Source organism: Streptomyces blattellae (assembly GCF_009709555.1).
GTDB lineage: Bacteria > Actinomycetota > Actinomycetes > Streptomycetales > Streptomycetaceae > Streptomyces > Streptomyces blattellae.
Window position 1 is genome coordinate 44,244 of the sequence record NZ_WJBG01000103.1, and the last position, 23,246, is coordinate 67,489.

A 23,246-nucleotide genomic window follows, 5' to 3' on the forward strand; every position below is an offset into this window, starting at 1 on the left:
GATGACGCCCATGGAATTCGATGCCTGCGAGGCTCTGACCAGCTTGATTCGCTGGGAATCATCACTGGATGGCCTGATCGATGCCGCCAACCGGTGTGATCTACACGAGGGGCCTTCTGTGCGGTTGGATCGCAACGCCGTAATGGATGTTCTGCGTCGGTGCGTTTCCGGAGAACTAGACGTTCTCGAATTGCCGCGATGGGCTGGGGCGGTTCACATGCTGGACCGTGTCGAGATCGACGAGGTGGGAATTGAGGTGCTGACACAACTCCTCTTCGAGGTATCGAGTCCTGAACTGTTCGAACCGATCACCGTAGACGGGTGTCAGCGATGGATTAGCCGACTGGAGCATGCGTAGCACTCTGCTCAGCAGGGAGATTTCTAGGTTCGAAGCTGGACTCTTCTCTGTGTGCAGCAGTGGCGAGATTGATTGGCGGGTGGATCTCGATGTCGTCACGGATGCGCGCTGGGAAGATGGCAGTGTTCTGATTTCCCAGATGGATGGGCGGGAAGTTCGCGTGGACCTTGAAACAGGGTCGGTGGCGTCTCAATGAAGGCGGCGCTTCCCGGTTACCGGGGGTCATCGAGGTTGAGCGGTGCGTCGCCAGGCTGGGGGCCTGTCAGCGAGCCATGGGAGTGCGAAACTTTCCCGAGAAGTGTCGCACTTTCCGCCAGGCGTCCTCCCCTTCCGTGTGATGATCCCTAACTGATGGAAATGGGTGGGCCAGTGGAAGTTCGATGGACAGCCGGGCTGCGGGCGGCCTTGCCGGTCGCCGCGGGCCTCCTGTTGTCTGGCTGTTATGTCTCCACGGAGTACGGGAAGTATCCGGAAGGAAAAATCGTCCAGACGGCTTCACTGGTACGAGAGTGGACCGCACAGGATGTCGAACTGGCGCTGAGCCAGAATGGTGCCTTTTCTGCGGCCGGACTCACTCTGAGCTACTTCCAGTGCCCCGTGGACGACGTCGTCCGGGAAAAGTCGGGAAGCGGCACCTGGCACACGCTGGACGACGGCGAGTCGACCGACGTACTGATCGAGTTCGAGGACGGCTGCTCAGCCACACTCTGGGCAGGCGAATCCGAAGGAAAGACCGTTCTGTGGGCAACGCAGGGGGATGAAGACGAGGTGTTGATCCTGCGGTCCTGACTGGCAGTCGTACGACGAAGGCGGCGCCCCAGGTCATCGGGGCGCTGCCTTCGTCGGCAAGGACGCGGTGCAGCGTTCGGGGATGGCGGTGATGGCGTATGCGTTCGCGTACGTGTTCCTGTCTGTCAGTGCCACCCGCACCGTGCGTCTCACCCAGCCCCGAGATACCCAGCCGCCGACTGATCCCGGACCCGTCACAGCCGGGTCCTCGAAGTTGAGCGTGCATCGTCGAGGCAGGGCCTGCCAGTGAGCCGCGGAAGTGTGACACTTTCTCGGGAAGTGGCACAGTTTGCGCCAAGTACCGCCCCGCCGACGGCGACTAGGGCGTCGATGCCCCGCTCACTCGCGGGGGGCGCCGCGGGCGTTGCCGACGGCGGAGCCGCGGGCGCGATTCGTTCGGAGGGGGCGTTCATCCGGGTAGGTCGTCGCCGTTCTTGAGTGTGGTCAGGAGGGCGTGGAGGGTGGTGTGGTTGGTGGTGAGGATGGTGGTGGGGAGGTCGCTTTCGCGGAGGTGTATAGAGAGGGGGGAGGTGGTGGGGGCGGCGAGTTCGACGCAGCTGTCACCTGTGCCGCCGCCTGAGAACGACGACTTCTGCCAAGTGAGGGGTGCGATCACGGGGGTGCCTTTCACAGTTCCTGGAGCATGTGGACGATGAAGTCCCGGGACTCGGACGGGGGCAGGGCAGAGCCCGCTACTCTGTCATACCGCTTGCGGTATTGCTTGAGCAGAGGCCCGGCATCGAAGAAGATGCTGTTGTGACCGGTCTCGGACAGTGCGGTGTCCAGCTGGGGAACAGGGCCGTGCAGGTAGTCCATCGAGTGCCCGGCGCCGGCGAAGTCCTCGGCGGCGAACGGCAGGATGTGCAGGGTCACATGGTCCAGTTCCGAGCGCTCAAGGATGCGCTCCAACTGGGCGTGGGCCGTTTTGCGGCCGCCGACCAGAATGCGCAGGGCAGCCTCGTGGATGATCGCTTCGTACGGCGTCTCCGGTGACTCCGTGATGACGTGCTGGCGGCGGAGACGGAACGCCACATAGGCTTCCAGGTCCTGGGGCGTCAGCTCTGGTGATGCGTAGCGGAACGCGGCACGCATGTGATCCTCGGTCTGCAGCAGGCCGGGAACATGCGCCATTTGAAAAGTCTGGATGCGTACGGCGTGGTGTTCCAGCTCCGCCAGGTTGAGGCCGACGGGGACGACGATGCCGCGGTACTCCTCCCACCAGCCCTTGCCCCGTTCCAGAGCTATGCTCGTCAATGCGTCGACGTACGCGGAGTCGTCACAGGCGCAGCTCCTGGCCAGGCGCCGGATGCGGTCCTCGCTGATGCCGCCGCGGCCGGTCTCGACATGACTTTGGCGCATGGGACTTGAGTTGAGCAGCGCGGCTGCGGCTCGCGCGGTGATGCCTGCCTGTTCGCGCATCTTGCGCAGCTCGGCCCCCAACCGCTCCTGGCGATAAGTGGGGTTGCTCCTGAGCGGCATCTGTGTCGTCCCCCTGGTCTATGCAGCGTGTGACCCGTGCCGAGCAAGCATGGCACGGGTCACACGGAAGGTCGGCATTTTCCGGATATAGGTTGCTCAGGATATGACTTGCCCCCTACCTTCGGTGATGCGGGCGGCACTCTCTGTTGTGCTGCGGTCTCCGCCTGTTCAACTCACCCATGTCATCGGCGACTTGGAGCTGATCCTTCATGCCCGAATACAGCCTCCGCATTCCACCCCACGCCACCTCCCCTCGCATCGCCCGCGACTTCGTCACCTCTGTGCTGCACGCGCAGCGGCTCGGCGGCATCGTGGAGGACGCGGCGCTCTGCGTCTCGGAGTTGGTCACCAACTCGTGCGTGCACGCGGCCGGAACCGGTCCCGGGCTCCTCCTCGTCACCAACCCGGTCGGCATGCGCGCGACGGTCTACGACGGGGACGTGAACCTGCCTGTCATGAGGGAGGGGTTCGACCCTGGGGGCGGGCGCGGTCTGTGGATCCTCGACTCGCTGACCGAGGGGCGCTGGGGAGCTGAACATGGTGGGTGGCGGACGGGACGCCGGGGCGAGGGAGGGAAGGGTGTGTGGTTCGAACTCGGAGCACCCGGCCCCGTTGGGGGCCCACGATGACCGCTCGGTTGCGCTCCCGCGCGGCTACCCTGGCAGGTGAGGCCGATGGGCGGGAGAGAGGGGTACGAGGGATGAGTGCACAGCCGGTGCATCACGATGGGCCGATCATCCCGATGCCCCCTTTGACCAGGGACGCGTTGCGTGAGGCCGTGAAGCGCTTGAGCCTCGTGAACCTCCCCCAGTTCGACCTGGAGGCCGGGCGGGCGTTCGACCAGGCGAGCCAGACGGGGAGTACGGCTCCGCTCCAGCTGTTTCTGAAACGTTGGGGGGTCTTCGTGGCGATCGAGCGGGACCCTGTGCGAGCAGCACGTCTGCATGAGGCCGAGCGGATCTCCCAGGACGCTATGGCAGGCGAGGTCGCGTTCCGTGCCGCGATGGCGGAGATCAACGGGATTCTGCGTGAGGCCGAGCAGGAGATCGGGGATTGAACGACCACGAGCCGCTGGACTCGGAGTGGGATTGGGAGTACGGCGCAGAACCCGACTGGGTGGTCGGAGATCTTCCCCCCGAGGGGCGCGCAGCCGCAGAAGAGGTCGCACGGGAACTTGTCGTACTCGCTTCACTGGGGCAGGACCCGGGCGACGGAGCGAGTGTGACGAACCCGCAGGGCCTGCGAGTGATCGCTACGGGGCCGCTCATGGTGTGGTATCAGGTCATCGACTACCGCAAGCGTGTGTACATCCAGCGCGTGACCTGGCTCAGCTGATGTTCGAGCCGCTGCCGGGTGGGCGGCGCCGGTGGCGGCTCTGCGGCGTCGGCGCGGCGGGGCCTCAAGCCTGCGCCGCCCCCGGATGCAGTCGTACCCACCCCTCCCACGCCGACGTGACCATGTCGTAGACGTCGTGTTTTGCCTTCCAGCCCAGTTCGGTGGAGATGCGGTCGGCGGAGGCGACGACGCGGGCCGGGTCGCCGGGGCGGCGGGGGGTGACGGTCGGGGGAAGGTTGTAGCCGGTGGCCGTGTTGATGTGGTCGATCATCTCGCGGACCGAAACGCCCTCGCCGCGGCCGATGTTGAGGGTGAGGGCGAGGCCGGGGGAGGACTGGAGGGCGCGGGCCGTTGTCACGTGGGCCTCGGCCAGGTCCAGCACGTGGATGTAGTCGCGGATGCAGGTGCCGTCGGGGGTGGGGTAGTCGTCGCCGAAGATGCGCGGGGGCGCGTTCGCCGTGAGGCGCTCGAAGACCATGGGGACGATGTTGAAGACGCCGGTGTCCGCCAGTTCCGGTGTGGCCGCGCCGGCCACGTTGAAGTAGCGGAGGGAGGCTGTGGCGAGGCCGGTTGCTCTGCCCGTCGCGCGGGCCAGCCATTCGCCGGCCAGCTTGGTCTCGCCGTACGGAGACATCGGCGCGCATGGAGTCTCCTCCGTCACCAGCTCCACGTCCGGCATGCCGTACACCGCGGCGGAGGAGGAGAAGACGAAGGAGGGGACCTCCGCCTGGGTCACGGCCTCCAGGAGGACGCGTAGGCCCTCGACGTTCTCCCGGTAGTAGTGGAGGGGCCGGCTCACCGACTCGCCCACCTGCTTCTTCGCCGCCAGGTGCACTACACCCGTCACCGCGTGGTCGGTGAGGGCGCGGGTCACGCGTGCGCCGTCCAGGGTCGAGCCGACCACCAGCGGTACGCCGTCCGGTACGCGCTCGGCGATGCCGGTGGACAGGTCGTCGTACACGACCGTCTGCTCGCCCGCCTCGGTCATGGCGCGTACCACGTGCGCCCCGATGTAACCGGCGCCGCCGGTGATCAGCCAGGTCATGTGCGGCCGTCCCCTCGTCAGTTGGCCCGTGCGTGGTGCTGCTGGTCGTGGTGTTGCTGGTCGGTCACAGTCGGACCCGTCACAGTGAAGCAGGCGTCAGTGAGTGTCTTCCGTCGCCGCGTCCAGCGCCGCGGTGAGACGGTCGAGCCTGGTCCGCAGCTCCTGGATCTCGTCGAGGTCGAAGTCCGTCGCGGCGATGATCCGCCGCGGTACCTCCAGCGCCCGCTCGCGCAGCGCCACTCCGTCCTCGGTGAGCCGTACCTCCACCGACCGCTCGTCGCGCGCGCTGCGCTCCCGGCGTACCAGGCCGGCCGTCTCCAGCCGCTTGAGCAGCGGGGAGAGCGTGCCGGAGTCGAGACGGAGGTGTTCGCCCAGCTTCTTGACGGGCAGGTCGCCGTGCTCCCACAGCACCAGCATCACGAGGTACTGCGGGTAGGTGAGCCCGAGGTCCTTGAGGAGTACGCGGTAGACGCCGCCGAAGGCGCGCGACGCGGCGTTCAGGGCGAAGCAGATCTGCTGGTCGAGGCGGAGCCAGTCGGAGGTGGGCGTGGTGGTCATGGCTCCAGGGTAGCTCTTTGCCCATCATTTAGTTGTCCACAATTTAATTGTGTGCTCTACTTATTGTCGTCGAGAGGCGGCCGGACAGGGCCGCCGACCGTGATCTGAGAGGGATGGTTCTTCCATGGACGCGCTGTACACCGCTGTCGCCACCGCCACCCACGGCCGCGACGGTCGTGCCGTCACCTCCGACGGCAAGCTGGACCTCGCACTCAGCATTCCGGTGGAGATGGGCGGCAACGGCCAGGGCACCAACCCGGAGCAGCTCTTCGCCGCCGGTTACGCCGCCTGCTTCGGCAGCGCGCTCGCCCTCGTCGGCCGCCAGGCGAAGGCCGATGTCAGCGACGCAGCCGTCACCGCCGAGGTCAGCGTCATCAAGGAGGGCGAGGGCTTCGCCCTGAGGGTCACCCTCCGTGTCGAGCTGCCCGACGGCCTGGACGCGGCGACCGGCCGCAAGCTCGTCGAGTCCGCCCACCAGGTCTGCCCGTACTCCAACGCCACCCGCGGCAACATCGACGTCGACCTCGTCGTCGAGTGACTCAGCTCGGTTGACCCGCGCCGGCGCCTCCCCGTTCGCCCGGCGCGGGTCGACGACTCCGCCTGGCGCTCACCTCAACGGGTGAGCGCCGGGGTCTGCTCTGCGAGCGGTACCACCGGCGCGGCGGCCGTGCCGGGCGTGAGGCGACGGGTCGCCGTCGGGAACAGGGGGAGGCGCGGCTGGATGCGGTAGCGGAGCCTCAGCGCGGTGGCTCGCGCCTGTCTGACCAGGCGGGACGACTGCCGGACTGCCCTGCGGCACATGGCCGAGGTGAAGCGGAGCATGCCGTAGGTGCGACGCAGGCCCAGGCGGATCAGTGCCTGCCGGGCACGTGCGCGCGGCGGGACCGGGGTGCCGGGTGTGCGGTAACGGCGATAGCAACGACGGTAGTACGTAAGGGACTTGCTCAGGAACCCGGTGCGGGCGGCAGGTGGGGTCTGGCCCCGCCTCTGGTACACCGTCACCAGGCGCCCGACCATCCGGCGGAACAACAACGGCCGTCACCGGGCGAGTTCGGGGCGGCCGTCGAGGATGCCTGAACCCGGTACGCGGGGACGACAACACTGAACCTGCGCACGGCGCATCCATGGGTCGGTGCGGGCGGTCGGCCCGGGAACGGCCGGTGGAGTGACTTGGTTACGTCGGGTACGGCATCCGGGGGACGAGTCCGTGCAGGCGGAGGGGCGAGCCGGTGCAGGTGATGGGGCGAGCCGGTTGTCCCGGCTCGCCCCGTCGATCAGGCCGTCGTAAGCCTTTCAGGCTTCGTACGCCCTTCAGGCTGTCGTACGCGCTACTTCACCGCGCCCGCCATCACCCCGGACACGAACTGCCGCTGGAACGCGAAGAACACGACCAGCGGGATCACCATGGAGATGAACGCGCCCGGCGCCAGGATGTCGACGTTGTCGGCGAACGCGCGCATCTGCGTCTGCAGGGCGACCGTGATCGGCTGGCTGTCGGTGTCGGAGAACACCAGCGCGATCAGCATGTCGTTCCACACCCACAGGAACTGGAAGATGCCCAGACTCGCGATCGCGGGCCCGCCCAGCGGCATCACGACCCGGGCGAACAGCCGCAGTTCACCCGCCCCGTCGAGCCGGGCCGCCTCCAGCAGCTCCTTCGGGATCTCCGCGAAGAAGTTCCGCAGCAGGAACACCGCGAAGGGCAGACCGAAACCCGTGTGGAAGAGGACCACGCCCATGATGTTGCCGAACAGGCCGATGTTGCCGAAGAGTTCGGCGACCGGGATCAGCGCCACCTGCACCGGCACCACCAGCAGGCCGACCACGCCGAGGAACCACCAGTCGCGGCCGGGGAACTCCATCCACGCGAACGCATAACCCGCGAGCGCGCCGATGACGACGACGAGGACCGTCGCCGGGACCGTGATCAGCAGGGTGTTGACGAGTGAGTCGGTGATGTCGCTGTTCTGCAGGAGCTTGTCGTAGCTCTCGAAGGTGAGCTGGGACGGCTCGGTGAAGACGTCCCACCAGCCGCTGATCGTCATCTCCTGCGGGGGACGCAGCGAGGAGACCAGCAGACCGATCGTCGGGACCAGCCAGAACAGCCCGACGACGATCAGGAAGACCCGGACCGCACCGCCGCCGATGCCTTCCACGAGGCGGGAGCCGAGGGACTGCTTCGCCTTGGCCGTCTTGGCCGTCTTCGCCGGTTGTCCGGGTTGTTCGGGCTGGGTGAGCATGTCGGCATGTGTGGTCATCGCCGCACCTCCCGCCTGAGCCTGCGGATGTTACTGCGCCTTCCCGGGGGATAACCCCCGGACCCCCAGCAGAAGGACCAGTCGCCGCTCATCGCCGCACCTCCCGCCTGAGCCTGCGGATGTTGAACCACATCACCGGGATGACCAGCAGAAGCAGGAACACCGAGATGGCGCTGGCGATGCCGGGCTGGCCCTCGGAGAAGCCCTTGCGGTACAGCTCCAGCGCGAGGACGTTCGCGTCGTCCTGGGCGGAGCCCGGGGCGATGATGAAGACCAGGTCGAAGATCTTCAGGACGTTGATCATCAGGGTGACGACGACGACCGCGAGGACGGGCGCCAGGAGCGGAACCGTGATCTTCCGGAACACCTGCCATTCGGTCGCGCCGTCGACACGCGCCGCCTCCAGGAGATCACGTGGGATGCCCGCCAGCCCCGCCGCGATCAGCACCATCGCGAAACCGGCCCACATCCAGATGTACGCCCCGATGATCGACGGCGTGACCAGTGACGGGCCCAGCCAGTCCAGGCCGTTGTACGGCTCCTTGAAGTTGCCCGCCGGGAGGCGGAGTTGGGCGCCGTCGGCCTTCTCCGACAGGGAGAACGTGCCGTCGGCGCCGGCCTTCACCGACTCCACGACCTTGCCGTCCTTGACCGCCTCGATCTTCATGCCGGGGTAGCCGAGTTCGGACGCGTCGGGTGCGCCGAGCGTGCCGACGCCCTCGCCGCGGGTGAAGTCCTGCCACGTCGTGCCGGTGATCCGGCCCGGGTCGGCCTGCGGCGCAACGGCCCGCTTGGCGTCGCCGGGCATCTGGTCGGGGGCGACTCCCACGAGGGGCAGGGTGACCGTGCCCCCGGTGTGGACCGTCGCCCTGGTGATGAAGGCGCCGCCCTTCTCCGCCACGAGCGGCGACTCACGGCCCGGATGCGCCTTCGGGAACGCCGACGACTCGGCGAACGTGTCGTGGACGCCCACCCACACCGCGTTCGCGACGCCCTTCTCCGGATCCTGGTCGTAGACGAGGCGGAAGATGATGCCGGCGGCCAGCATCGAGATCGCCATCGGCATGAAGACGACCAGCTTGAACGCCGTGCCCCAGCTCACCCGTTCGGTCAGCACCGCGAAGACCAGACCGAGCGCGGTGGCGACCGTCGGCGCGAACACCACCCAGATGACGTTGTTCTTCAGGGCGGTGCGGATGCCGTCGTCGGTGAACAGGGACTCGTAGTTGTCGAAGCCGGTGAACGCGCCCGACCGGTCGTAGAAGCTGCGGACGACCGAGTACCCGATCGGGTAGACCACGAGCGCGCCCAGCAGCACAAGAGCGGGCAGCAGGAACAGCGCCACCACGGTCTTGCGGGTGCCGGTCACGCTCTTGCGCGACTTGGGAGCGGCAGGGGTCGGAGGGACCCCTGCCGCCGTGGCCGACGTCATCGCGTCAGCCTCCGTAGGCGGCCGCCGCGTCCGCCTCCAGTTGCGCCTGCGTGCCCGCGATGTCGGTCGGGTTCGCCAGGAAGTCCTGCAGCGCCTTCCACTCGCCCTTGCCGGGCGTGCCGCCGAAGGCCTGCGGGGCCTGGTCGGACATGTCGAAGCGGAAGTCGTCGCCGGAGTCGATGAGGGCCTCGGCGATCCCCTGCTGCACCGTGTTCGGATACGCCGAGATGTCCACGTTCTTGTTCGGCGAGAGGTAGCCGCCCAGCTTCGCCTGGATCGTCGCCGCGTCCGGGGAGGCCAGGAAGGTGGCCAGCGCCTGCGCCGCCTTGGAGTCCTTCAGGATCACCGCCGCGTCGCCGCCGGAGACCACGGGAGCGGTGTCGCCCACGGCCGGGAAGGGGAACGCCTTCGCGTCCGTGCCGACCTCCGCGCCCGCCGTACCGATGTTGACCTGCGCGAAGTCGCCCTCGTAGACCATGCCCGCCTTGGGCTGGTCGCCGCCGGTGAAGGTCTGCGTCACCGAGGCCGGGAAGTCCGTCTGCAGCGCGCCGTCCGCACCGCCGGCGACGTAGTCCTTCTTGCCCCAGACCTCGGCCAGCGTGGTCAGCGCGTCCTTCACGGACGGGTCCGTCCACTTGATCTCGTGCTTGGCGAGCTGGTCGTACTTCTCCGGGCCCGCCTGGGAGAGGTAGATGTTCTCGAACCAGTCGGTGAGGGTCCAGCCGTCGGCACCGCCGACGGAGAACGGCGTGACACCGGAGTCGTAGACCGTCTGGGCGGTGGTGAGCAGCTCGTCCCAGGTCTTCGGTTCCGTGACCCCGGCGTTCTCGAAGACCTGGGTGTTGTACCAGATCAGGGACTTGTTGGCGGCCTTGTAGTAGACGCCGTACTGCTCGCCGTCGACCTTGCCGATGTCCTGCCAGCCCTGCGAGTAGTTCTCGGCCAGTTCGGCCTTCGCCTCGACGCCCAGCGGCTTGGCCCAACCGTTGTCCACGGCCTGCTGGATCGCGCCGGGCTGCGGGAGCATCGCCACGTCCGGCGGCTGGCCGCCCGCGATCTTCGAGCCCAGGAAGTTGACGATGGGGTCCTGCGCGGGCACGAAGGAGACCTCGGCGCCGGTGCGCTTCTCGAACTCCTCAAGGACCTTGTTGAAGTTGTCCTGCTCCGCGCCGCTCCATACGGCGGCGACCTCAAGGCTTTCGCCGTCCAGCTTGGGGAGGGTGACGGTGGTGGCCGTCTCCTCGCCTGCGCCGGCCTGCTCGTTTTCGTTGTCGTCGTCTCCACCGCAGGCGGTGAGCGCGAGTGCTCCCGCGAGGACGGTGGCTGCGGCTTTCACGGCCGTGTGCTTCCGGATGGTGCTGTACGTGCTGCGCATCACTGCCCCGTTCTTCGTTCCTCGTCGAACGTCCGAACGCTGTCCCGTGCGGTCTGGTCTACGCCGGGTGCTGTGGGTCGGCAAGAGCGCCATCGCTGTCAAGACGGTGATCGTGACCGCGTCGTGACCCAGCGTTGCGGAATCGGCGGCCGATTCGGGGGCGGGTGCGGGGTGGCGCACCTTTCCCGGGGGGCTGTGCCGCCAGATCCCCCTTCATCCCGCTTCGGGTCTCCCTTCAGGTCCCGCTTCAGGTCTCCCTTCAGGTCCCGCTTCGGGTCCCGCTTCGGGTCCCGCTTCAGGTCTCCCTTCGGGTCCCGCTTCAGGTCCCTCTTTGGCTTGAACGGCCTTGTGCTCGAACGCCAGACAGGCCAGTCGCCCGTCAGGCAGGATCGGCCGCCCGTCAGGCAGGATCGGCCGCCCGTCAGGCAGGATCGGCCGCCCGTCAGGCAGGCTCAGTCGCCGTGTGCCTGGAGGGGCCGCATGCCTGGAGGAGCCGCGCGACCGGATCGCCCGCCGCTAGAGAAGCGACGGCACCGATACCGCCGACACCTCCCGTGCCGCCCGCTCCAGCGCGCTCGCCAGCAAGGCCAGGTCCGTCGGCCCGTTCCCCAGCTCCCGCACGGGGCGCCGGGCCGGCGGGTCGCCCATGCGCTCCCACTCCATCGGTATGACGGTCGGGCGCAGGGTCGCCGTACGGGGGATCCGGCCCGTGATCCGACCGCCCTGGAAGGACGTCACCCGGCCGTCGGCGGAGGCCAGCCGGCCCCGTCCCGGAGCCGGTTCGTCCGGCCCGGGGGCCGGTGGGTCGAGGGTGACCCGCACGGTCGCCTGCCGCGCCGGTTCCGTCTGGGCCGTACGGCCGCCGACCCCCGCCGCGGCGACCAGGTGCACGCCCAGCCGCTCGCCCTCCCGGGCCACGGCCTCCAGTGCCCGCATCACGGACCCGGCGGCCGGCCGGCCCGGTGAACCGAGCGCGGGCGACACCAGCGCGTCCAGGTCGTCCACGACCACGACGAGCCGCGGCAACGGCGATATCGCCTCCGCCCGCTGACGCGCCGCGCCCGGCCGCAACCGCAGTGTCGAACTGGGCGGCGCGTCGAGATCCTCGGCACCGGACGCACCTGCGCCCGTGCCGGGGATCTCACCCGCTCCCGCCGAGCGCTGGGCGACCATACGGCCGGACACCTCCCGCCCCGTGTGCCACTCGGCGAAGTCGGCCCGCCCCAGCAACTCGGCCCGCCGCTTCAGCTCGGCACTCAGTGACTGCGCGAACTCCCGCATGCGGACGGGGTCGTTGGCGGCGAGATGGGTCGTCACATGCGATACGTCCGTACAGACCCGCAAGCCGTCGCCCTGCCCGCTGCCCGCATTCACGCTGTCCCGCCCGTCGATCAGCACGACGCTCAGCCGGTCCGGGCGCTCGGCGGCGGCCAGCGACGCGACCACGGCTCGCAGCAGCTCCGTACGTCCGCTGCCGTGCGGTCCCTCGATCAGCAGATGCGGTCCCTCGGCGACGAGGTCCGCGCACACCGGACCGTGCGGCCCGGCCCCGAGCACGGCCAGGGCCCGCCCGCCGAGCGCCTCCGCGTCGTCGGCCGCGTCCGCCCACCGCGCCATCAGCGACGCGGGAGTGGCCCGGGCCAGCCCCAACTCGTCCAGCAGCCGGGCCGCCTGCGGCAACGGCGCCGACATCCTGCCCTGCCGCTCACCCCCGGCACCGTCCGTCCTGAGCGGCGCCAGTGCCCGCGCGAACCGCTCCGCCCAGGCGAGCGAGACGGCGTCCACCGCGGCGACCATGCCCTGCCCGACGGGACCGGGTCGTGCGGCGCCCGCCCCCGCGACCCGCGTGAGCCGCAGCGACGTCGCCACATCACCGCTGAGCAGCGCCACGGCACCGCAGTCCCGGAACGTGGGGGATGTCGCGCACGCCGCCTCGTACGTCTCCGTCATGGGCGACACGGGTGAGGCGGACGCCGTCTCGGCCAGGCACACCACATGTATGCCGACCCGCGGCCCCTCCGACGCCAGCCGTGCCACCGCCTCCCGCACATCGGCGCCACCGGGGTCCCCGTCCACGACGACCACGGTGTACGGCCCCGGGAATCCCCTCCTGGCCTGTACGGCTTCGTCCTCGTCAGCGGCCCAGGAGGGTCGGTGTGCCGCGCCCCGGATCGGCCCCGCGGGGGTGGCGGCGGGGGCGGGGTCGGGCTGATCGGGATGGCTGGTGGGGATGTCGTACGACGCCGTGGCATGGCGGGGGGAGGGGGCGGCCACGTCGGCGGATGCTCCGGCAGCCGAACCGGAGGGCGTCGGGGTGGGACGGTCGGTGTTCGTCGGGCCGCTGCCGGTGGCGGTGGCGGCGCTGGTCCGCGGGGACGTGAGTCCGTGACCCGCGCCGCCCGGACCGCCTTTCAGCTCTGCCGCGTGGTCTTCCAGGCGGCGCAGGAGTTCGTCGGTGCGGGCGGTGGCCTGTTCGCGGTCGTAGGCGAGGAGGAGGCGGCAGTCCTGGCCGTGTCCCGGGCGGATGTGGGGGAGCCAGCCCAGCCAGGACCACTCGGCGGTGCGCTCCGGAAGTGGGCGGGAGCGGTCCGCGCTGATCAGGACGACTTCCAGGGTGGCGGGGGAGTGCAGCGCGGTGAGCTGGGCCACGACCGCGCGGGCCAGCCCGGCGAGCCGCGCGCGCGGACCGGCCAGTCCCAGCGCCCCGACCTCGCGCAGATCGGCGGTCACCGGTACGGCGGGCAGCAGGCCGGAGCCGTCGGGTGCCGCCCGGTCGGCCGTGCCCAGCCGGACGGTGAGCGCCTCCGGGTGTCCCGGGCCGCGTTCCCACAGCCGGGGACCGGGGCCCAGCGCCGTCAGCAGCAGCGCCGCCGGGTCCGGCCAGGTCTCCGGCAGCTGGGGTGTGGGGGTGAGGGGTTTCGCCACCACATCGGTCACGCCCTCGTCGTGGGCCCCGCGCCCGGCCGCCCCCTGCTCGGCGCGTCCCCCGGCCAGCCGCCGCGCCCATGCCGTCAGCCCACCGCGCCTGCGCACGCCCTGCGGCACATCGGTCCCACGCAGCGGAGTCCCTTTCCGCCGACTCCTCCCATCGGCAGGGTGGGCCGACGCCTCCACGTCGGAGGCCCGGTCGCCGAGCCGGTCATCGAGGGCCCGGTCACCGAGCCGGTCATCGGAGGCCCGGTCGCCGAGCCGGTCGTGCACCGTCCCGCCTCCGGCCTCGGCACGCAGATCGGAACCGCCGCCCAGCGAGCGCCCGCCCCCCGTGCGGGGTGCGGTGTCGCCGAGTGAGCGCCTGGCTGTGGCGCCGGGACTCGCGTCGCGGTGGGTGGCGTCGGCCGTCGTACGGGGATCGGTCCCACCGCCCGGCGAGCGCCCGGCCGCACCGACGTGGGAGCCGCCGAAAGTGTCGCCGGCCGCCACCGCACCGGAAGCCGGGCCGCCGGGAACGCCCCCGGCTGCCGCACCGGAATCTGTGTCGTCGAGCCTGCCCGCGGCCCCGGCACCCGGACCCCGGCCTGGCTGTGAGCCGTGAGCTGTGGTGCCGGAGTCCGGGTCGGCGGATGCGCCACTGGCTGTCGCAGGGGTCGTGCGGGTCGCGCCGGTCGTGCGGCTCGTCCGGAAGGCGCCGCGCCTGCGCCCACCTCCGGCCGCCGCACCGAAGGTGTCGTCGTCGCGCCGGCCCCCGTTCGCCGTACTGTGCGCGTCGTCGTCGCGCCCCCGCCGCCCGGCACTCGCATTGTGACCGTCACCGTCGTGCCCGGCCCCGGCACCCGCCCTGTGACCGTCCCCGTCGTGCCCGCCGTCGCCCGCCGCACCGAAGCCACCACCGCCCGCTGGCGTGGCACCGGACGGCATGCCCGGTCCGCTCGCTCCGAACCGGCCGCCATGGGTGTCGCCCCCACGCGTGCGCCCCCGCGAAGCCATGCCACGGGCCGTGTCCGCGTCCGAGGTCGTCGCCCGGTGCTCGATGTGCGGCGCCCGGCCCTGCTCCGGCACCGCCGTCGATTCACGGGGGCTCTGCGCCTGGGCCGCCCAGGCCGCTGCCGTCCCGAGTGCGTGAGACGTCCTGCCGGAAGGCCCGCCGAACCCTGCCGTGTCGGCCGCGTGTGTGTGTGGTGCTCGCGTGGGTTCGTCGCCGTCGGTGGGCACCCGCACATGGCCTTCGCCGTCGGCTGCCGTGAGCAGGCGCGGGCCGGGGCCGCCGGCAGGGGCGAGGCGGAGGGTGGACTCGCCGATGCGGAGCAGGGAGCCCGGGGTGAAGCGGACCGGGCGGGTGGTCACGGGGGTGCCGTCCAGGGTCGTGCCGTTGGTGGAGCCGAGGTCGGCGACCGTGACTCGGCCGTCGGCGGCGACGGTGACCGCGCAGTGGAGGCGGGAGACATCCGGGTCGTCCAGGGCGACATCGGCGTCGGCGGAGCGGCCGATGTGGATCTGGCCGCCATGGAGGAGGTGGACGCCGCCCGCGTCCGGGCCCGCGACGATGTCCAGACGGGTCGGGGCGTCGTCGACCTCGGGGTGCGGTTCGGGCTCGGCCGGGGCGCCCAGGGACAGCACGGCGCCGTCGATCAGCGGGGGCTCGCCCAGCGTGCAGCGCCGCTCGTCGAGCCGCTCCGGGCCGGCGAACAGCACGGCCGGGCCGTCGCTGCCGGAGACCGCGGAGGCGAGCGCCGAGGCGACCGCGGACAGCGCCGTGCCCGCGGGCGCCGTGACCAGCACATCGCAGCTCGCGGCGCGGCCGGGCGCGGGCGCCCCCAGGGGGTCTACGACGGTCAGCCGGATCTGCATCGCCGTCAGCGGTCCCTTCTGCGCGGGCGCGGCGCGGACTTCCCCCACCCCACACGAGCACGTCGGCCAGTACTGAAGGCATCCTCGCACCTGCCACTGACAATGTGCCCCTCGCCAGATGGCAAGTGATCTTGATTGGTCGGCTCTGCCCGTAAAAGTGCCTGCCCAGTACCGCAACTGTGATCGTTCGAGCGGCACTTGAGATCGCTCACGTCCGCGTCCGGCAACCGACGGACCGAGTCGAGCGTCTTTTCTTCGAACATGCGCGGACGCATCGCGGGCGTATTGCGGAGCCGGACGACAGCCCGGTATCAGGTGCGTCGGCACTACAGTGGGTCGGAAACACACGCAAGCAGCGAAACGCAGGCAAGCAGCAGGGAGCACATGACGTGCGGCCGGTAGGCAGCAAGTACCTGCTCGAGGAGCCGCTCGGACGCGGCGCCACGGGCACCGTCTGGCGAGCCCGTCAGCGGGAGACCGCGGGCGCCGAGGCCGCCGTGCCGGGCCAGCCCGGCGAGACCGTCGCGATCAAGGTCCTGAAGGAAGAGCTCGCGAACGATCCCGACATCGTGATGCGCTTCCTCAGAGAGCGGTCCGTCCTGCTCCGGCTCACTCACCCGAACATCGTCCGGGTCCGTGACCTGGTCGTCGAGGGCGATCTGCTGGCCCTCGTCATGGACCTCGTCGAGGGGCCCGACCTGCATCGCTACCTGCGCGAGAGCGGGCCCCTCAGCCCGGTCGGCGCCTCTCTGCTCACCGCGCAGATCGCCGACGCGCTCGCCGCCAGCCACGCCGACGGCGTCGTCCACCGCGACCTGAAGCCGGCGAACGTCCTGCTCCGCCAGGACGGCGGCCAGATGCACCCGATGCTGACCGACTTCGGCATCGCGCGCCTCGCCGACTCCCCGGGCCTGACCCGCACCCAGGAGTTCGTCGGCACGCCCGCGTACGTCGCGCCCGAGTCCGCCGAGGGCCGCCCGCAGACCTCCGCCGTCGACATCTACGGCGCCGGGATCCTGCTGTACGAGCTGGTCACCGGCCGTCCGCCGTTCGCCGGCAGCTCGGCGCTCGAAGTCCTGCACCAGCATCTGAGCGCCGAGCCGCGCCGCCCCTCCACCGTCCCCGACGCGTTGTGGACGGTCATCGAGCGCTGTATGCGCAAGAACCCCGACGAGCGGCCCAGCGCCGAGAACCTGGCCCGCGGGCTGCGCGTCGTCGCCGAGGGCATCGGGGTGCACGCGAACTCCGCGCAGATCGCCGCCGCCGAGAACGTGGGCGCGCTCCTCATGCCCGACCCGGCGCCCGCGACCGTACCCGGATCGGGAGTGCCCGGTTCCGCCGACCCCACGCAGGTGCTGCCGCACGGCGCCGGGAACTACGACCCGAACGCCGCCACCAGCGTCATGCCGCACACCGGCGGGCCGGCCGGCGCCGCCGACCCCACCGCCGTACTGCCGAACCGCGGCGCGGCCGACCCGACCGCCGTCATGCCGCCGGTGCCGCAGGGCCAGTCGGGCCAGCCGGGCCAGCAGCCCGGGCGGCCCGAGGACCCGCACCCCTGGCAGAACCAGCTACGGGCGGCCCGCGACCGCAACGAGCAGACGCAGGTCCAGTACCTCGACCCCAACCAGGACCCGCTGCGCCGCCGCCCCCAGCGGCAGGTCGCCCGGCCGCAGCAGCAGCCCCCGCAACCTCAGCCTCAGCCTCAGCCTCAGCCTCAGCAGCAGCCGCGCCGACAGCGGCGGCAGCAGCAGCCGCAGCAGGGTTACGGCTATCCGCAGCAGCAGCAACAGCCGCAGCCGTACGCCCCGCCGCAGCCCCAGCAGCCGCAGCGGTACGCGCCGCCCCAGCAGCCGCAGCAGCCGCAGCGGTACGCGCCGCCCCAGCAGCCGCAGCAGCCTCAGCGCGAGCCCCGGCAGCCGCGGCAGCGCAGCGCCAATCCGACGAAGATCCCCGGCCTCGGCTGTCTGAAGGGATGCCTGTTCACGTTCGTCATCCTGTTCGTCGCGGGGTGGCTGGTCTGGGAGCTGAGCCCGCTGCAGGAGTGGATCGGCACGGGCAAGAGCTACTGGGAACAGATCGGCGACACGGTCGACACGGTCACCGGGTGGGTCGAGGACCTGGGCGGCGGGAGCTCCGGCGCCGGCTGAAGTCACCTGCGCGGTGGCGAGGTTGGTGATTTGTCGACACCTGGCGGGTGATTTCCGCCTCCACGGTCAAGGTCACGGCTCCGGGCGCGTAGTTTTGTCGGCTGGGGGTCCGGGGGCCCGCGGCGCCAGCCGCTGATGTCAACGCCCTCGGACGGCGCAGCAGCGATCAACACGCGTCTGTAGGAGCAGCCTTGGCACGGAAGATCGGCAGCCGGTACACCGCCCACCAGATCCTGGGACGGGGCAGCGCCGGCACGGTGTGGCTGGGCGAGGGGCCGGAAGGGCCCATCGCCATCAAGCTGCTGCGCGAAGATCTCGCGTCCGACCAGGAGCTCGTCGGACGCTTCGTGCGGGAGCGCACGGCACTGCTCGGCCTTGAGCACCCGAACGTCGTGTCCGTGCGGGACCTGGTGGTCGACGGCAACGACCTCGCACTCGTCATGGATCTCGTACGAGGCACCGATCTGCGCACCCGGCTGGACCGCGACCGGCGGCTGGCACCGGAGGCGGCCGTCGCGATCGTCGCGGACGTCGCGGACGGGCTCGCGGCCGCGCATGCCGCCGGGGTCGTGCACCGGGACGTCAAGCCGGAGAACGTACTGCTCGACATGCAGGGCCCGCTCGGGCCCGGAAGCTCGCACCGTGCGCTGCTGACCGACTTCGGTGTGGCGAAACTCATCGACTCGCCGCGGCGGACCCGGGCGACGAAGATCATCGGCACGCCGGACTATCTCGCGCCGGAGATCGTCGAGGGGCTGCCCCCGCGGGCGTCGGTCGACATCTACGCGCTGGCGACCGTGCTGTACGAGCTGCTGGCCGGCTTCACGCCCTTCGGCGGCGGGCATCCCGGTGCGGTGCTGCGGCGCCATGTCACGGAGACGGTGGTCCCGCTCCCCGGTATCCCCGACGAGCTGTGGCAGCTGCTCGTCCAGTGCCTCGCCAAGGCGCCGGCCTCGCGGCTGCGGGCCTCCGAGCTGGGTGCGCGACTGCGGGAGCTGTTGCCGCTGGTGGCGGGGATGCCGCCGCTGGACGTGGACGAGCCGGATGCGGAGACGGCGGACGAGCCGGAGGAGGAGGCCGTCGGGACTGGTGCGCCGGCCGCCGAGCGGGGGGGACGGGCGCGGCGGCGGGGGGCGGTGCCGCTGGTGCCGGGGGCCAAGCCGGCCGACTCCAATCGGGACACGCATACGTCGATGAGGGTGCCGGGGCCGGATGAGCTGGCCGGAGGGGCGCGCGGGACGGCGCGGGTGCCGCGGGCGGCGGGGGCGCCTCGGCCGGGGTCCGCGCGGCATCGGGCGGTGACTCGGCGGCGGCGGGTGACGTTGGGGGTGGCTGCGGTGGTGCTGGGAGTGGCTGTGGGGGTGGGGGTGTGGCTGGCGACGTCGGGGGACGATGCGGGGGCGACTCCGCCGGACACGCAGAACTCGGCACCGGCCTCGCCCTGACTGTTTCTCGCCCCCGCCGCCCCTACCCGTCCCATCCCCAGGCGCTCCGCCCCTTCGACCCCGCCAAGGGGCTCCGCCCCCTGGACCCCCGATCGGCCTCCGGCCTCGTCCTCAAACGCCGGACGGGCTGGATGGTGCCGACTGGCGCTGAGGGGCGAGCGGTGCTCAGAGGCGGGTGGCCCTGGGGGGTGGGTGGGGGTTCGGGATGGTGTCGCTCGGTCTCGGTCGGCGGGTGGGCTGGATGATGCCGACTGGCGCCGAGGGGCGAGCGGTGCTCAGAGGCGGGTGGCCCCGGACGGTGGGTGGGGGTGAATATGCGGGGCGGCGCTGAGTGGTGGTTGCCCGGCGTTTGCTGGTTGGCGGAGCCGTTAGGCTGGTGGTGTGGCAGTCGTCGATGTATCCGAAGAGCTCAAGTCCCTCTCCTCGACCATGGAGTCGATCGAGGCCGTTCTGGACCTCGACAAGCTGAGGGCAGACATCGCCGTGCTCGAGGAGCAGGCGGCCGCGCCGTCCCTGTGGGACAACCCGGACGAGGCGCAGAAGATCACCAGCAAGCTCTCCCACCTCCAGGCGGAGGTGAGGAAGGCCGAGGCCCTGCGCTCGCGGATCGACGATCTTTCCGTGCTGTTCGAGATGGCCGACGAGGAGGACGACCCGGACACCCGCGCCGAGGCCGAGTCCGAGCTCGCCGCCGTCAAGAAGGCCCTGGACGAGATGGAAGTACGGACTCTGCTCAGCGGGGAGTACGACGCCCGGGAAGCGCTGGTCAACATCCGCGCGGAGGCCGGTGGCGTCGACGCCGCCGACTTCGCCGAGAAGCTCCAGCGCATGTACCTGCGGTGGGCCGAGCAGCGCGGCTACAAGACCGAGGTGTACGAGACCTCGTACGCCGAAGAGGCCGGCATCAAGTCGACCACCTTCGCCGTGCAGTCGCCGTACGCCTACGGAACCCTCTCCGTCGAGCAGGGCACGCACCGGCTGGTGCGCATCTCGCCCTACGACAACCAGGGGCGCCGGCAGACCTCCTTCGCGGGCGTGGAAGTCCTCCCCGTGGTCGAGCAGACCGACCACATCGAGATCGACGAGTCCGAGCTGCGCGTGGACGTGTACCGGTCGTCCGGCCCCGGCGGCCAGGGCGTGAACACCACGGACTCCGCGGTGCGGCTCACCCACCTCCCCACCGGCATCGTCGTCTCCTGCCAGAACGAGCGGTCGCAGATCCAGAACAAGGCCACCGCCATGAACGTTCTGCAGGCGAAGCTCCTTGAGCGGCGCCGGCAGGAGGAACAGGCCAAGATGGACGCGCTCAAGGGCGACGGCGGCAACTCCTGGGGCAACCAGATGCGTTCGTACGTCCTGCACCCGTACCAGATGGTCAAGGACCTGCGCACCGAGTTCGAAGTCGGTAACCCGGAGGCCGTGTTCAACGGCGAGATCGACGGCTTCCTTGAGGCCGGAATTCGCTGGCGCAAGCAGCAAGCGAAGTAACTTTGTCGACAAGGCAACTGCCGCCACCTCGGCGGCAGTTGCCTTTTGCGTGCTGGCATGTCCGGGTTTTACATCACACTCACAGACTCCAACCCCTCGCATAGTCCCCGGAATTGGACATCGCGCACGGAACCGGCCTTGACGTTGCTTTGAAAAATGGGAAGGGTAAAGCGTGGCATGCGTATCTCTGGGGCGCATGTGAACCGGGGGGCTTGAGTTCAGCTATCCCGTCGATCACAGCCCCGAGCGCCGCCTCATTGACGATCAGCTACTGGGGGTAGCAACCAGATGACCAACAAGACGCGCATCCGCGTCGCGCGCCTCGCCGCCGCGACCGTGATCGCCGCCGGTGCTTCGCTGACCGCCGCGGGCGCCGCTTCGGCCGCGGAGGAGGACTGCATCCTCGGTGTCCTGTGCAGCGACGAGTCGCCCTCGCCGACGCCGCCGGCCCCGACGGACCCGCCCACCGGCCTGCCGACGGATCCGCCCCCGGACCTCCCCACGGAGCCGACCGAGGAGCCGACCGAGCCGGAGGAGCCGCCCGCCGAGCCCAACGAGCCGCCGGTCACCGACCAGCCGTCCGACCCGGGCGACGGGAACGGCAATGGCAACGGCAACGGGAATGGCAACGGGAACGAGAACGGTGGCGGCAACAGCAACACCGACCCCGACGGCGGCTCCTCGGCCCAGCAGGAGGGCTCGTCCTCCCTCACCGACACCGGCTCGGAGGCCACCGAGACCGAGACCGACACCGCTGCTCAGGGTGGCGGTGAGGAGCTCGCCGAGACCGGTGCCGCTCAGACCACGTTCCTGCTGATCGGTGCCGCGACGATGATCGCCGGCGGTATCGGCTTCCGCGTCCTGCCGCGCCTCATGGGCGGCCGCGGTGGTGCGGCTGCCTGACGGTAGCCGCGGGCATACGGAACGTATGCACTGTCTGACGAAAGGCCCGGAGCGGTGTCGGACGCTGTTGGTTAATTCGGGCCCGTGCGTGACGTCGGCTCCCAAGACCCGGTTGTGGTCTTGGGAGCCGACGTTGTCGTATGGGGTGGGTGTCGATGTCTATGCAGCCGAGCGGGCCGGGCGAGATTCCGGTGGAGACGGTGCGGGTGGCGCGGGCCGCGTTCCCGAAGGGGAGCCTGGCGATCCGCGTCCGGGACGAGCTGGGACCGTTGTTCACCGACGAGGAGTTCGCGGATCTCTTCCCTGCGCGGGGGAAGCCTGCCTGGTCACCGGGGCGGCTGGCGTTGGTGCTGGTGTTGCAGTTCGTCGAGGGTCTCACCGACCGGCAGGCCGCCGAGGCGGTGCGGGCGAGGATCGACTTCAAGTACGCCCTCGCGCTGGAACTGACTGATCCGGGCTTCGACTTCTCGGTGTTGTCGGAGTTCCGCGACCGCCTCATCGAGGCGGAGGCGGGCAGGCGGGTGCTGGACGGCATCCTGGCCGCGGCCCGGGAGAAAGGACTGCTGAAGACGGCAGGCCGGGCCAGGACCGACTCCACGCATGTTCAGTCCGCGGCACGGGAGCTGTGCTGGCTGGAGATGGTGGCGGAGACGCTCCGTTCGGCGTTGAACACGCTCGCGCAGGCTGCCCCCGACTGGCTGGTGGAGGTTGCCGAACCAGAGTGGTTCAGGCATTACGCCACCCGGGCCGAGGACTCCCGGTTCCCCAAGGGCCAGGTCGGACGGGAGGAGGTCGGCAGGCGGATCGGGGCTGACGGGATGCGACTGCTTGAGGCCGTCTTCTCGCCCCGGGCGCCGGCCGGGCTGCGGGAGCTGGAGCCGGTCCAGATTCTGCGGCAGATGTGGGTTCAGCACTTCCACCTGACCGGGGGCGAGGTGCGGCGGCGGGACCCAAAAGACCGCCCGCCGGGCGCGACGCGCCTGGTCACGCCCTATGACCCCGAGGCGAGGGGCAGCAAGAAACGCGACATCCTGTGGGACGGATACAAGGCCCATCTCACCGAGACCTGCGAGCCGGACACCCCGAACCTGATCACAAACGTGGCCACCACCGACGCCACCGTCCCGGACAGCGTGATGGCCGGCCCGATCCACGCCTCCCTCGCCGAACGGGACTGCCTGCCCGGCGAACACTGGGTCGATGCCGGCTACCCCAACGCCGCCCAGGTCGTGGCCGCCCGCAGCGAACACGGCATCGCTCTGCACGGCCCGATGGCGGCCAACACCACGGCCCAGAAGGACGGCCCCTACGGACAGGACGCCTTCACCATCGACTGGGACAAACAGCAGGTGACCTGCCCGGACGGTATTACCAGCACGCAGTGGCACCACCGGCACTCGCAGCACGGCCAACCCGTCATCCGGGTTCGTTTCAACCCGGCCGACTGCCGCACCTGCACCCACCTGCGTGACTGCGTCAGCTCACCGAAGGCCGAACGCCGGGAGATCACCCTGCGCCACCGCGCCGAACATGAAGCCGTCCAGGCCGCCCGGACCGAGCAGCAGACCGACGTGTGGAAGGAACGCTACAAGATCCGTGCCGGGGTCGAGGGCACCATTTCTCAAGGCCTCCAGCGCTGCGGCCTGCGCAGATCCCGCTACCGGGGCCTGGCAAAGACCAGTCTCCAGCACCAGCTCACAGGCGCCGCCATCAACCTCACCCGCATCGACGCCCACCTCACCGGCACACCACGAGCCCGCACCCGCACCAGCCACTTCGCAGCACTTCGCCCCGCCGACCAAGTCGACGGGGCGAAGCAACAGGGCCCGAATTAACCAACAGCGTC

General features: G+C 70.4%; 20 protein-coding genes. 11 read left to right on the plus strand and 9 right to left on the minus strand.

Going from position 1 to position 23,246, the window contains the following annotated elements; all coding sequences use genetic code 11:
- Positions 1-10: 10 nt before the first annotated feature.
- Together GFH49_RS02520 and GFH49_RS02525 are read left to right on the plus strand one after the other, a co-directional pair.
- Positions 11-358 (plus strand): hypothetical protein, encoded by a 348-nt coding sequence (locus GFH49_RS02520; protein WP_155054072.1) that lies wholly within the window; start codon positions 11-13, stop codon positions 356-358.
- Positions 359-727: 369 nt separating this feature from the next.
- Positions 728-1,147 carry a hypothetical protein gene (locus GFH49_RS02525; protein ID WP_155054073.1) on the plus strand — a complete coding sequence of 140 codons (420 nt, stop codon included), beginning with the start codon at positions 728-730 and terminating at the stop codon, positions 1,145-1,147.
- 409 nt (positions 1,148-1,556) lie between these two features.
- Here GFH49_RS02525 and GFH49_RS02530 read toward each other — a convergent pair whose 3' ends face one another.
- The gene (locus GFH49_RS02530) at positions 1,557-1,763 is read right to left on the minus strand and encodes a DUF397 domain-containing protein (protein ID WP_155054074.1); all 207 of its coding nucleotides are present in this window, start codon (positions 1,761-1,763) and stop codon (positions 1,557-1,559) included.
- 11 nt (positions 1,764-1,774) lie between these two features.
- The gene (locus GFH49_RS02535; RefSeq protein ID WP_155054075.1) at positions 1,775-2,626 is read right to left on the minus strand and encodes a helix-turn-helix domain-containing protein; all 852 of its coding nucleotides are present in this window, start codon (positions 2,624-2,626) and stop codon (positions 1,775-1,777) included.
- A gap of 209 nt (positions 2,627-2,835) precedes the next feature.
- Between GFH49_RS02535 and GFH49_RS02540 the strand changes: the two genes are divergently transcribed.
- The 3 genes from GFH49_RS02540 to GFH49_RS02550 all read left to right on the plus strand — a co-directional run bounded on the left by GFH49_RS02540 (position 2,836) and on the right by GFH49_RS02550 (position 3,961).
- Positions 2,836-3,255, plus strand: a complete 420-nt coding sequence (locus GFH49_RS02540; protein ID WP_155054076.1) for an ATP-binding protein — start codon at positions 2,836-2,838, stop codon at positions 3,253-3,255.
- Positions 3,256-3,404: 149 nt separating this feature from the next.
- On the plus strand, positions 3,405-3,683 hold the full coding sequence (locus tag GFH49_RS02545) for a hypothetical protein (RefSeq protein WP_230396125.1): 279 nt from the start codon (positions 3,405-3,407) through the stop codon (positions 3,681-3,683).
- Positions 3,680-3,961, plus strand: coding sequence for a hypothetical protein (locus GFH49_RS02550; RefSeq protein WP_155054078.1), 282 nt, complete (start codon positions 3,680-3,682; stop codon positions 3,959-3,961). The genes GFH49_RS02545 and GFH49_RS02550 overlap by 4 nt, the downstream gene beginning before the upstream one ends.
- Positions 3,962-4,025: 64 nt before the next feature.
- On the opposite strand, the gene galE is transcribed toward GFH49_RS02550, so the two are convergent.
- Together galE and GFH49_RS02560 are read right to left on the minus strand one after the other, a co-directional pair.
- Positions 4,026-5,006 (minus strand): UDP-glucose 4-epimerase GalE, encoded by a 981-nt coding sequence (gene galE / locus GFH49_RS02555; protein WP_155054079.1) that lies wholly within the window; start codon positions 5,004-5,006, stop codon positions 4,026-4,028.
- Between the two features lie 96 nt (positions 5,007-5,102).
- Positions 5,103-5,564: a MarR family winged helix-turn-helix transcriptional regulator gene (locus GFH49_RS02560; RefSeq protein ID WP_155054080.1), complete on the minus strand. Its 462-nt coding sequence runs from the start codon at positions 5,562-5,564 to the stop codon at positions 5,103-5,105.
- 124 nt (positions 5,565-5,688) lie between these two features.
- Between GFH49_RS02560 and GFH49_RS02565 the strand changes: the two genes are divergently transcribed.
- On the plus strand, positions 5,689-6,102 hold the full coding sequence (locus GFH49_RS02565) for an organic hydroperoxide resistance protein (protein WP_155054081.1): 414 nt from the start codon (positions 5,689-5,691) through the stop codon (positions 6,100-6,102).
- 74 nt (positions 6,103-6,176) lie between these two features.
- On the opposite strand, the gene GFH49_RS02570 is transcribed toward GFH49_RS02565, so the two are convergent.
- The 5 genes from GFH49_RS02570 to GFH49_RS02590 form a co-directional block, all read right to left on the minus strand.
- Positions 6,177-6,566, minus strand: coding sequence for a hypothetical protein (locus GFH49_RS02570; protein ID WP_155054082.1), 390 nt, complete (start codon positions 6,564-6,566; stop codon positions 6,177-6,179).
- A 326-nt stretch (positions 6,567-6,892) separates the two neighbouring features.
- Positions 6,893-7,822: a carbohydrate ABC transporter permease gene (locus GFH49_RS02575; RefSeq protein ID WP_196217831.1), complete on the minus strand. Its 930-nt coding sequence runs from the start codon at positions 7,820-7,822 to the stop codon at positions 6,893-6,895.
- Positions 7,823-7,910: 88 nt separating this feature from the next.
- Positions 7,911-9,254, minus strand: a complete 1,344-nt coding sequence (locus GFH49_RS02580) for a carbohydrate ABC transporter permease (RefSeq protein WP_155054083.1) — start codon at positions 9,252-9,254, stop codon at positions 7,911-7,913.
- Positions 9,255-9,258: 4 nt separating this feature from the next.
- The gene (locus tag GFH49_RS02585; RefSeq protein ID WP_155054084.1) at positions 9,259-10,629 is read right to left on the minus strand and encodes an ABC transporter substrate-binding protein; all 1,371 of its coding nucleotides are present in this window, start codon (positions 10,627-10,629) and stop codon (positions 9,259-9,261) included.
- Between the two features lie 516 nt (positions 10,630-11,145).
- The gene (locus GFH49_RS02590) at positions 11,146-15,414 is read right to left on the minus strand and encodes an FHA domain-containing protein (RefSeq protein ID WP_155054094.1); all 4,269 of its coding nucleotides are present in this window, start codon (positions 15,412-15,414) and stop codon (positions 11,146-11,148) included.
- A 389-nt stretch (positions 15,415-15,803) separates the two neighbouring features.
- On the opposite strand from GFH49_RS02590, the gene GFH49_RS02595 reads away from it, so the two are divergent.
- The 5 genes from GFH49_RS02595 to GFH49_RS02615 all read left to right on the plus strand — a co-directional run bounded on the left by GFH49_RS02595 (position 15,804) and on the right by GFH49_RS02615 (position 23,235).
- Positions 15,804-17,564: a serine/threonine-protein kinase gene (locus tag GFH49_RS02595; protein WP_155054085.1), complete on the plus strand. Its 1,761-nt coding sequence runs from the start codon at positions 15,804-15,806 to the stop codon at positions 17,562-17,564.
- A gap of 191 nt (positions 17,565-17,755) precedes the next feature.
- Complete coding sequence (locus GFH49_RS02600; protein WP_155054086.1) at positions 17,756-19,009, plus strand: serine/threonine-protein kinase; 1,254 nt, start codon at positions 17,756-17,758, stop codon at positions 19,007-19,009.
- A 381-nt stretch (positions 19,010-19,390) separates the two neighbouring features.
- On the plus strand, positions 19,391-20,497 hold the full coding sequence (gene prfB, locus GFH49_RS02605; protein ID WP_155054087.1) for a peptide chain release factor 2: 1,107 nt from the start codon (positions 19,391-19,393) through the stop codon (positions 20,495-20,497).
- Between the two features lie 288 nt (positions 20,498-20,785).
- On the plus strand, positions 20,786-21,400 hold the full coding sequence (locus GFH49_RS02610) for an LPXTG cell wall anchor domain-containing protein (protein ID WP_155054088.1): 615 nt from the start codon (positions 20,786-20,788) through the stop codon (positions 21,398-21,400).
- A 155-nt stretch (positions 21,401-21,555) separates the two neighbouring features.
- The gene (locus GFH49_RS02615) at positions 21,556-23,235 is read left to right on the plus strand and encodes an IS1182 family transposase (protein ID WP_155054089.1); all 1,680 of its coding nucleotides are present in this window, start codon (positions 21,556-21,558) and stop codon (positions 23,233-23,235) included.
- Positions 23,236-23,246 lie beyond the last annotated feature (11 nt).

Bases quoted from the DNA above. Each gene is read 5' to 3' on its own strand.
- GFH49_RS02520 (WP_155054072.1), top strand. From the start codon at position 11: ATGGAATTCGATGCCTGCGAGGCTCTGACCAGCTTGATTCGCTGGGAA.
- GFH49_RS02535 (WP_155054075.1), bottom strand. From the start codon at position 2,626: ATGCCGCTCAGGAGCAACCCCACTTATCGCCAGGAGCGGTTGGGGGCC.
- GFH49_RS02540 (WP_155054076.1), top strand. From the start codon at position 2,836: ATGCCCGAATACAGCCTCCGCATTCCACCCCACGCCACCTCCCCTCGC.
- galE (WP_155054079.1), bottom strand. From the start codon at position 5,006: ATGACCTGGCTGATCACCGGCGGCGCCGGTTACATCGGGGCGCACGTG.
- GFH49_RS02560 (WP_155054080.1), bottom strand. From the start codon at position 5,564: ATGACCACCACGCCCACCTCCGACTGGCTCCGCCTCGACCAGCAGATC.
- GFH49_RS02565 (WP_155054081.1), top strand. From the start codon at position 5,689: ATGGACGCGCTGTACACCGCTGTCGCCACCGCCACCCACGGCCGCGAC.
- GFH49_RS02575 (WP_196217831.1), bottom strand. From the start codon at position 7,822: ATGACCACACATGCCGACATGCTCACCCAGCCCGAACAACCCGGACAA.
- GFH49_RS02580 (WP_155054083.1), bottom strand. From the start codon at position 9,254: ATGACGTCGGCCACGGCGGCAGGGGTCCCTCCGACCCCTGCCGCTCCC.
- GFH49_RS02585 (WP_155054084.1), bottom strand. From the start codon at position 10,629: ATGCGCAGCACGTACAGCACCATCCGGAAGCACACGGCCGTGAAAGCC.
- GFH49_RS02590 (WP_155054094.1), bottom strand. From the start codon at position 15,414: ATGCAGATCCGGCTGACCGTCGTAGACCCCCTGGGGGCGCCCGCGCCC.
- GFH49_RS02610 (WP_155054088.1), top strand. From the start codon at position 20,786: ATGACCAACAAGACGCGCATCCGCGTCGCGCGCCTCGCCGCCGCGACC.
- GFH49_RS02615 (WP_155054089.1), top strand. From the start codon at position 21,556: ATGTCTATGCAGCCGAGCGGGCCGGGCGAGATTCCGGTGGAGACGGTG.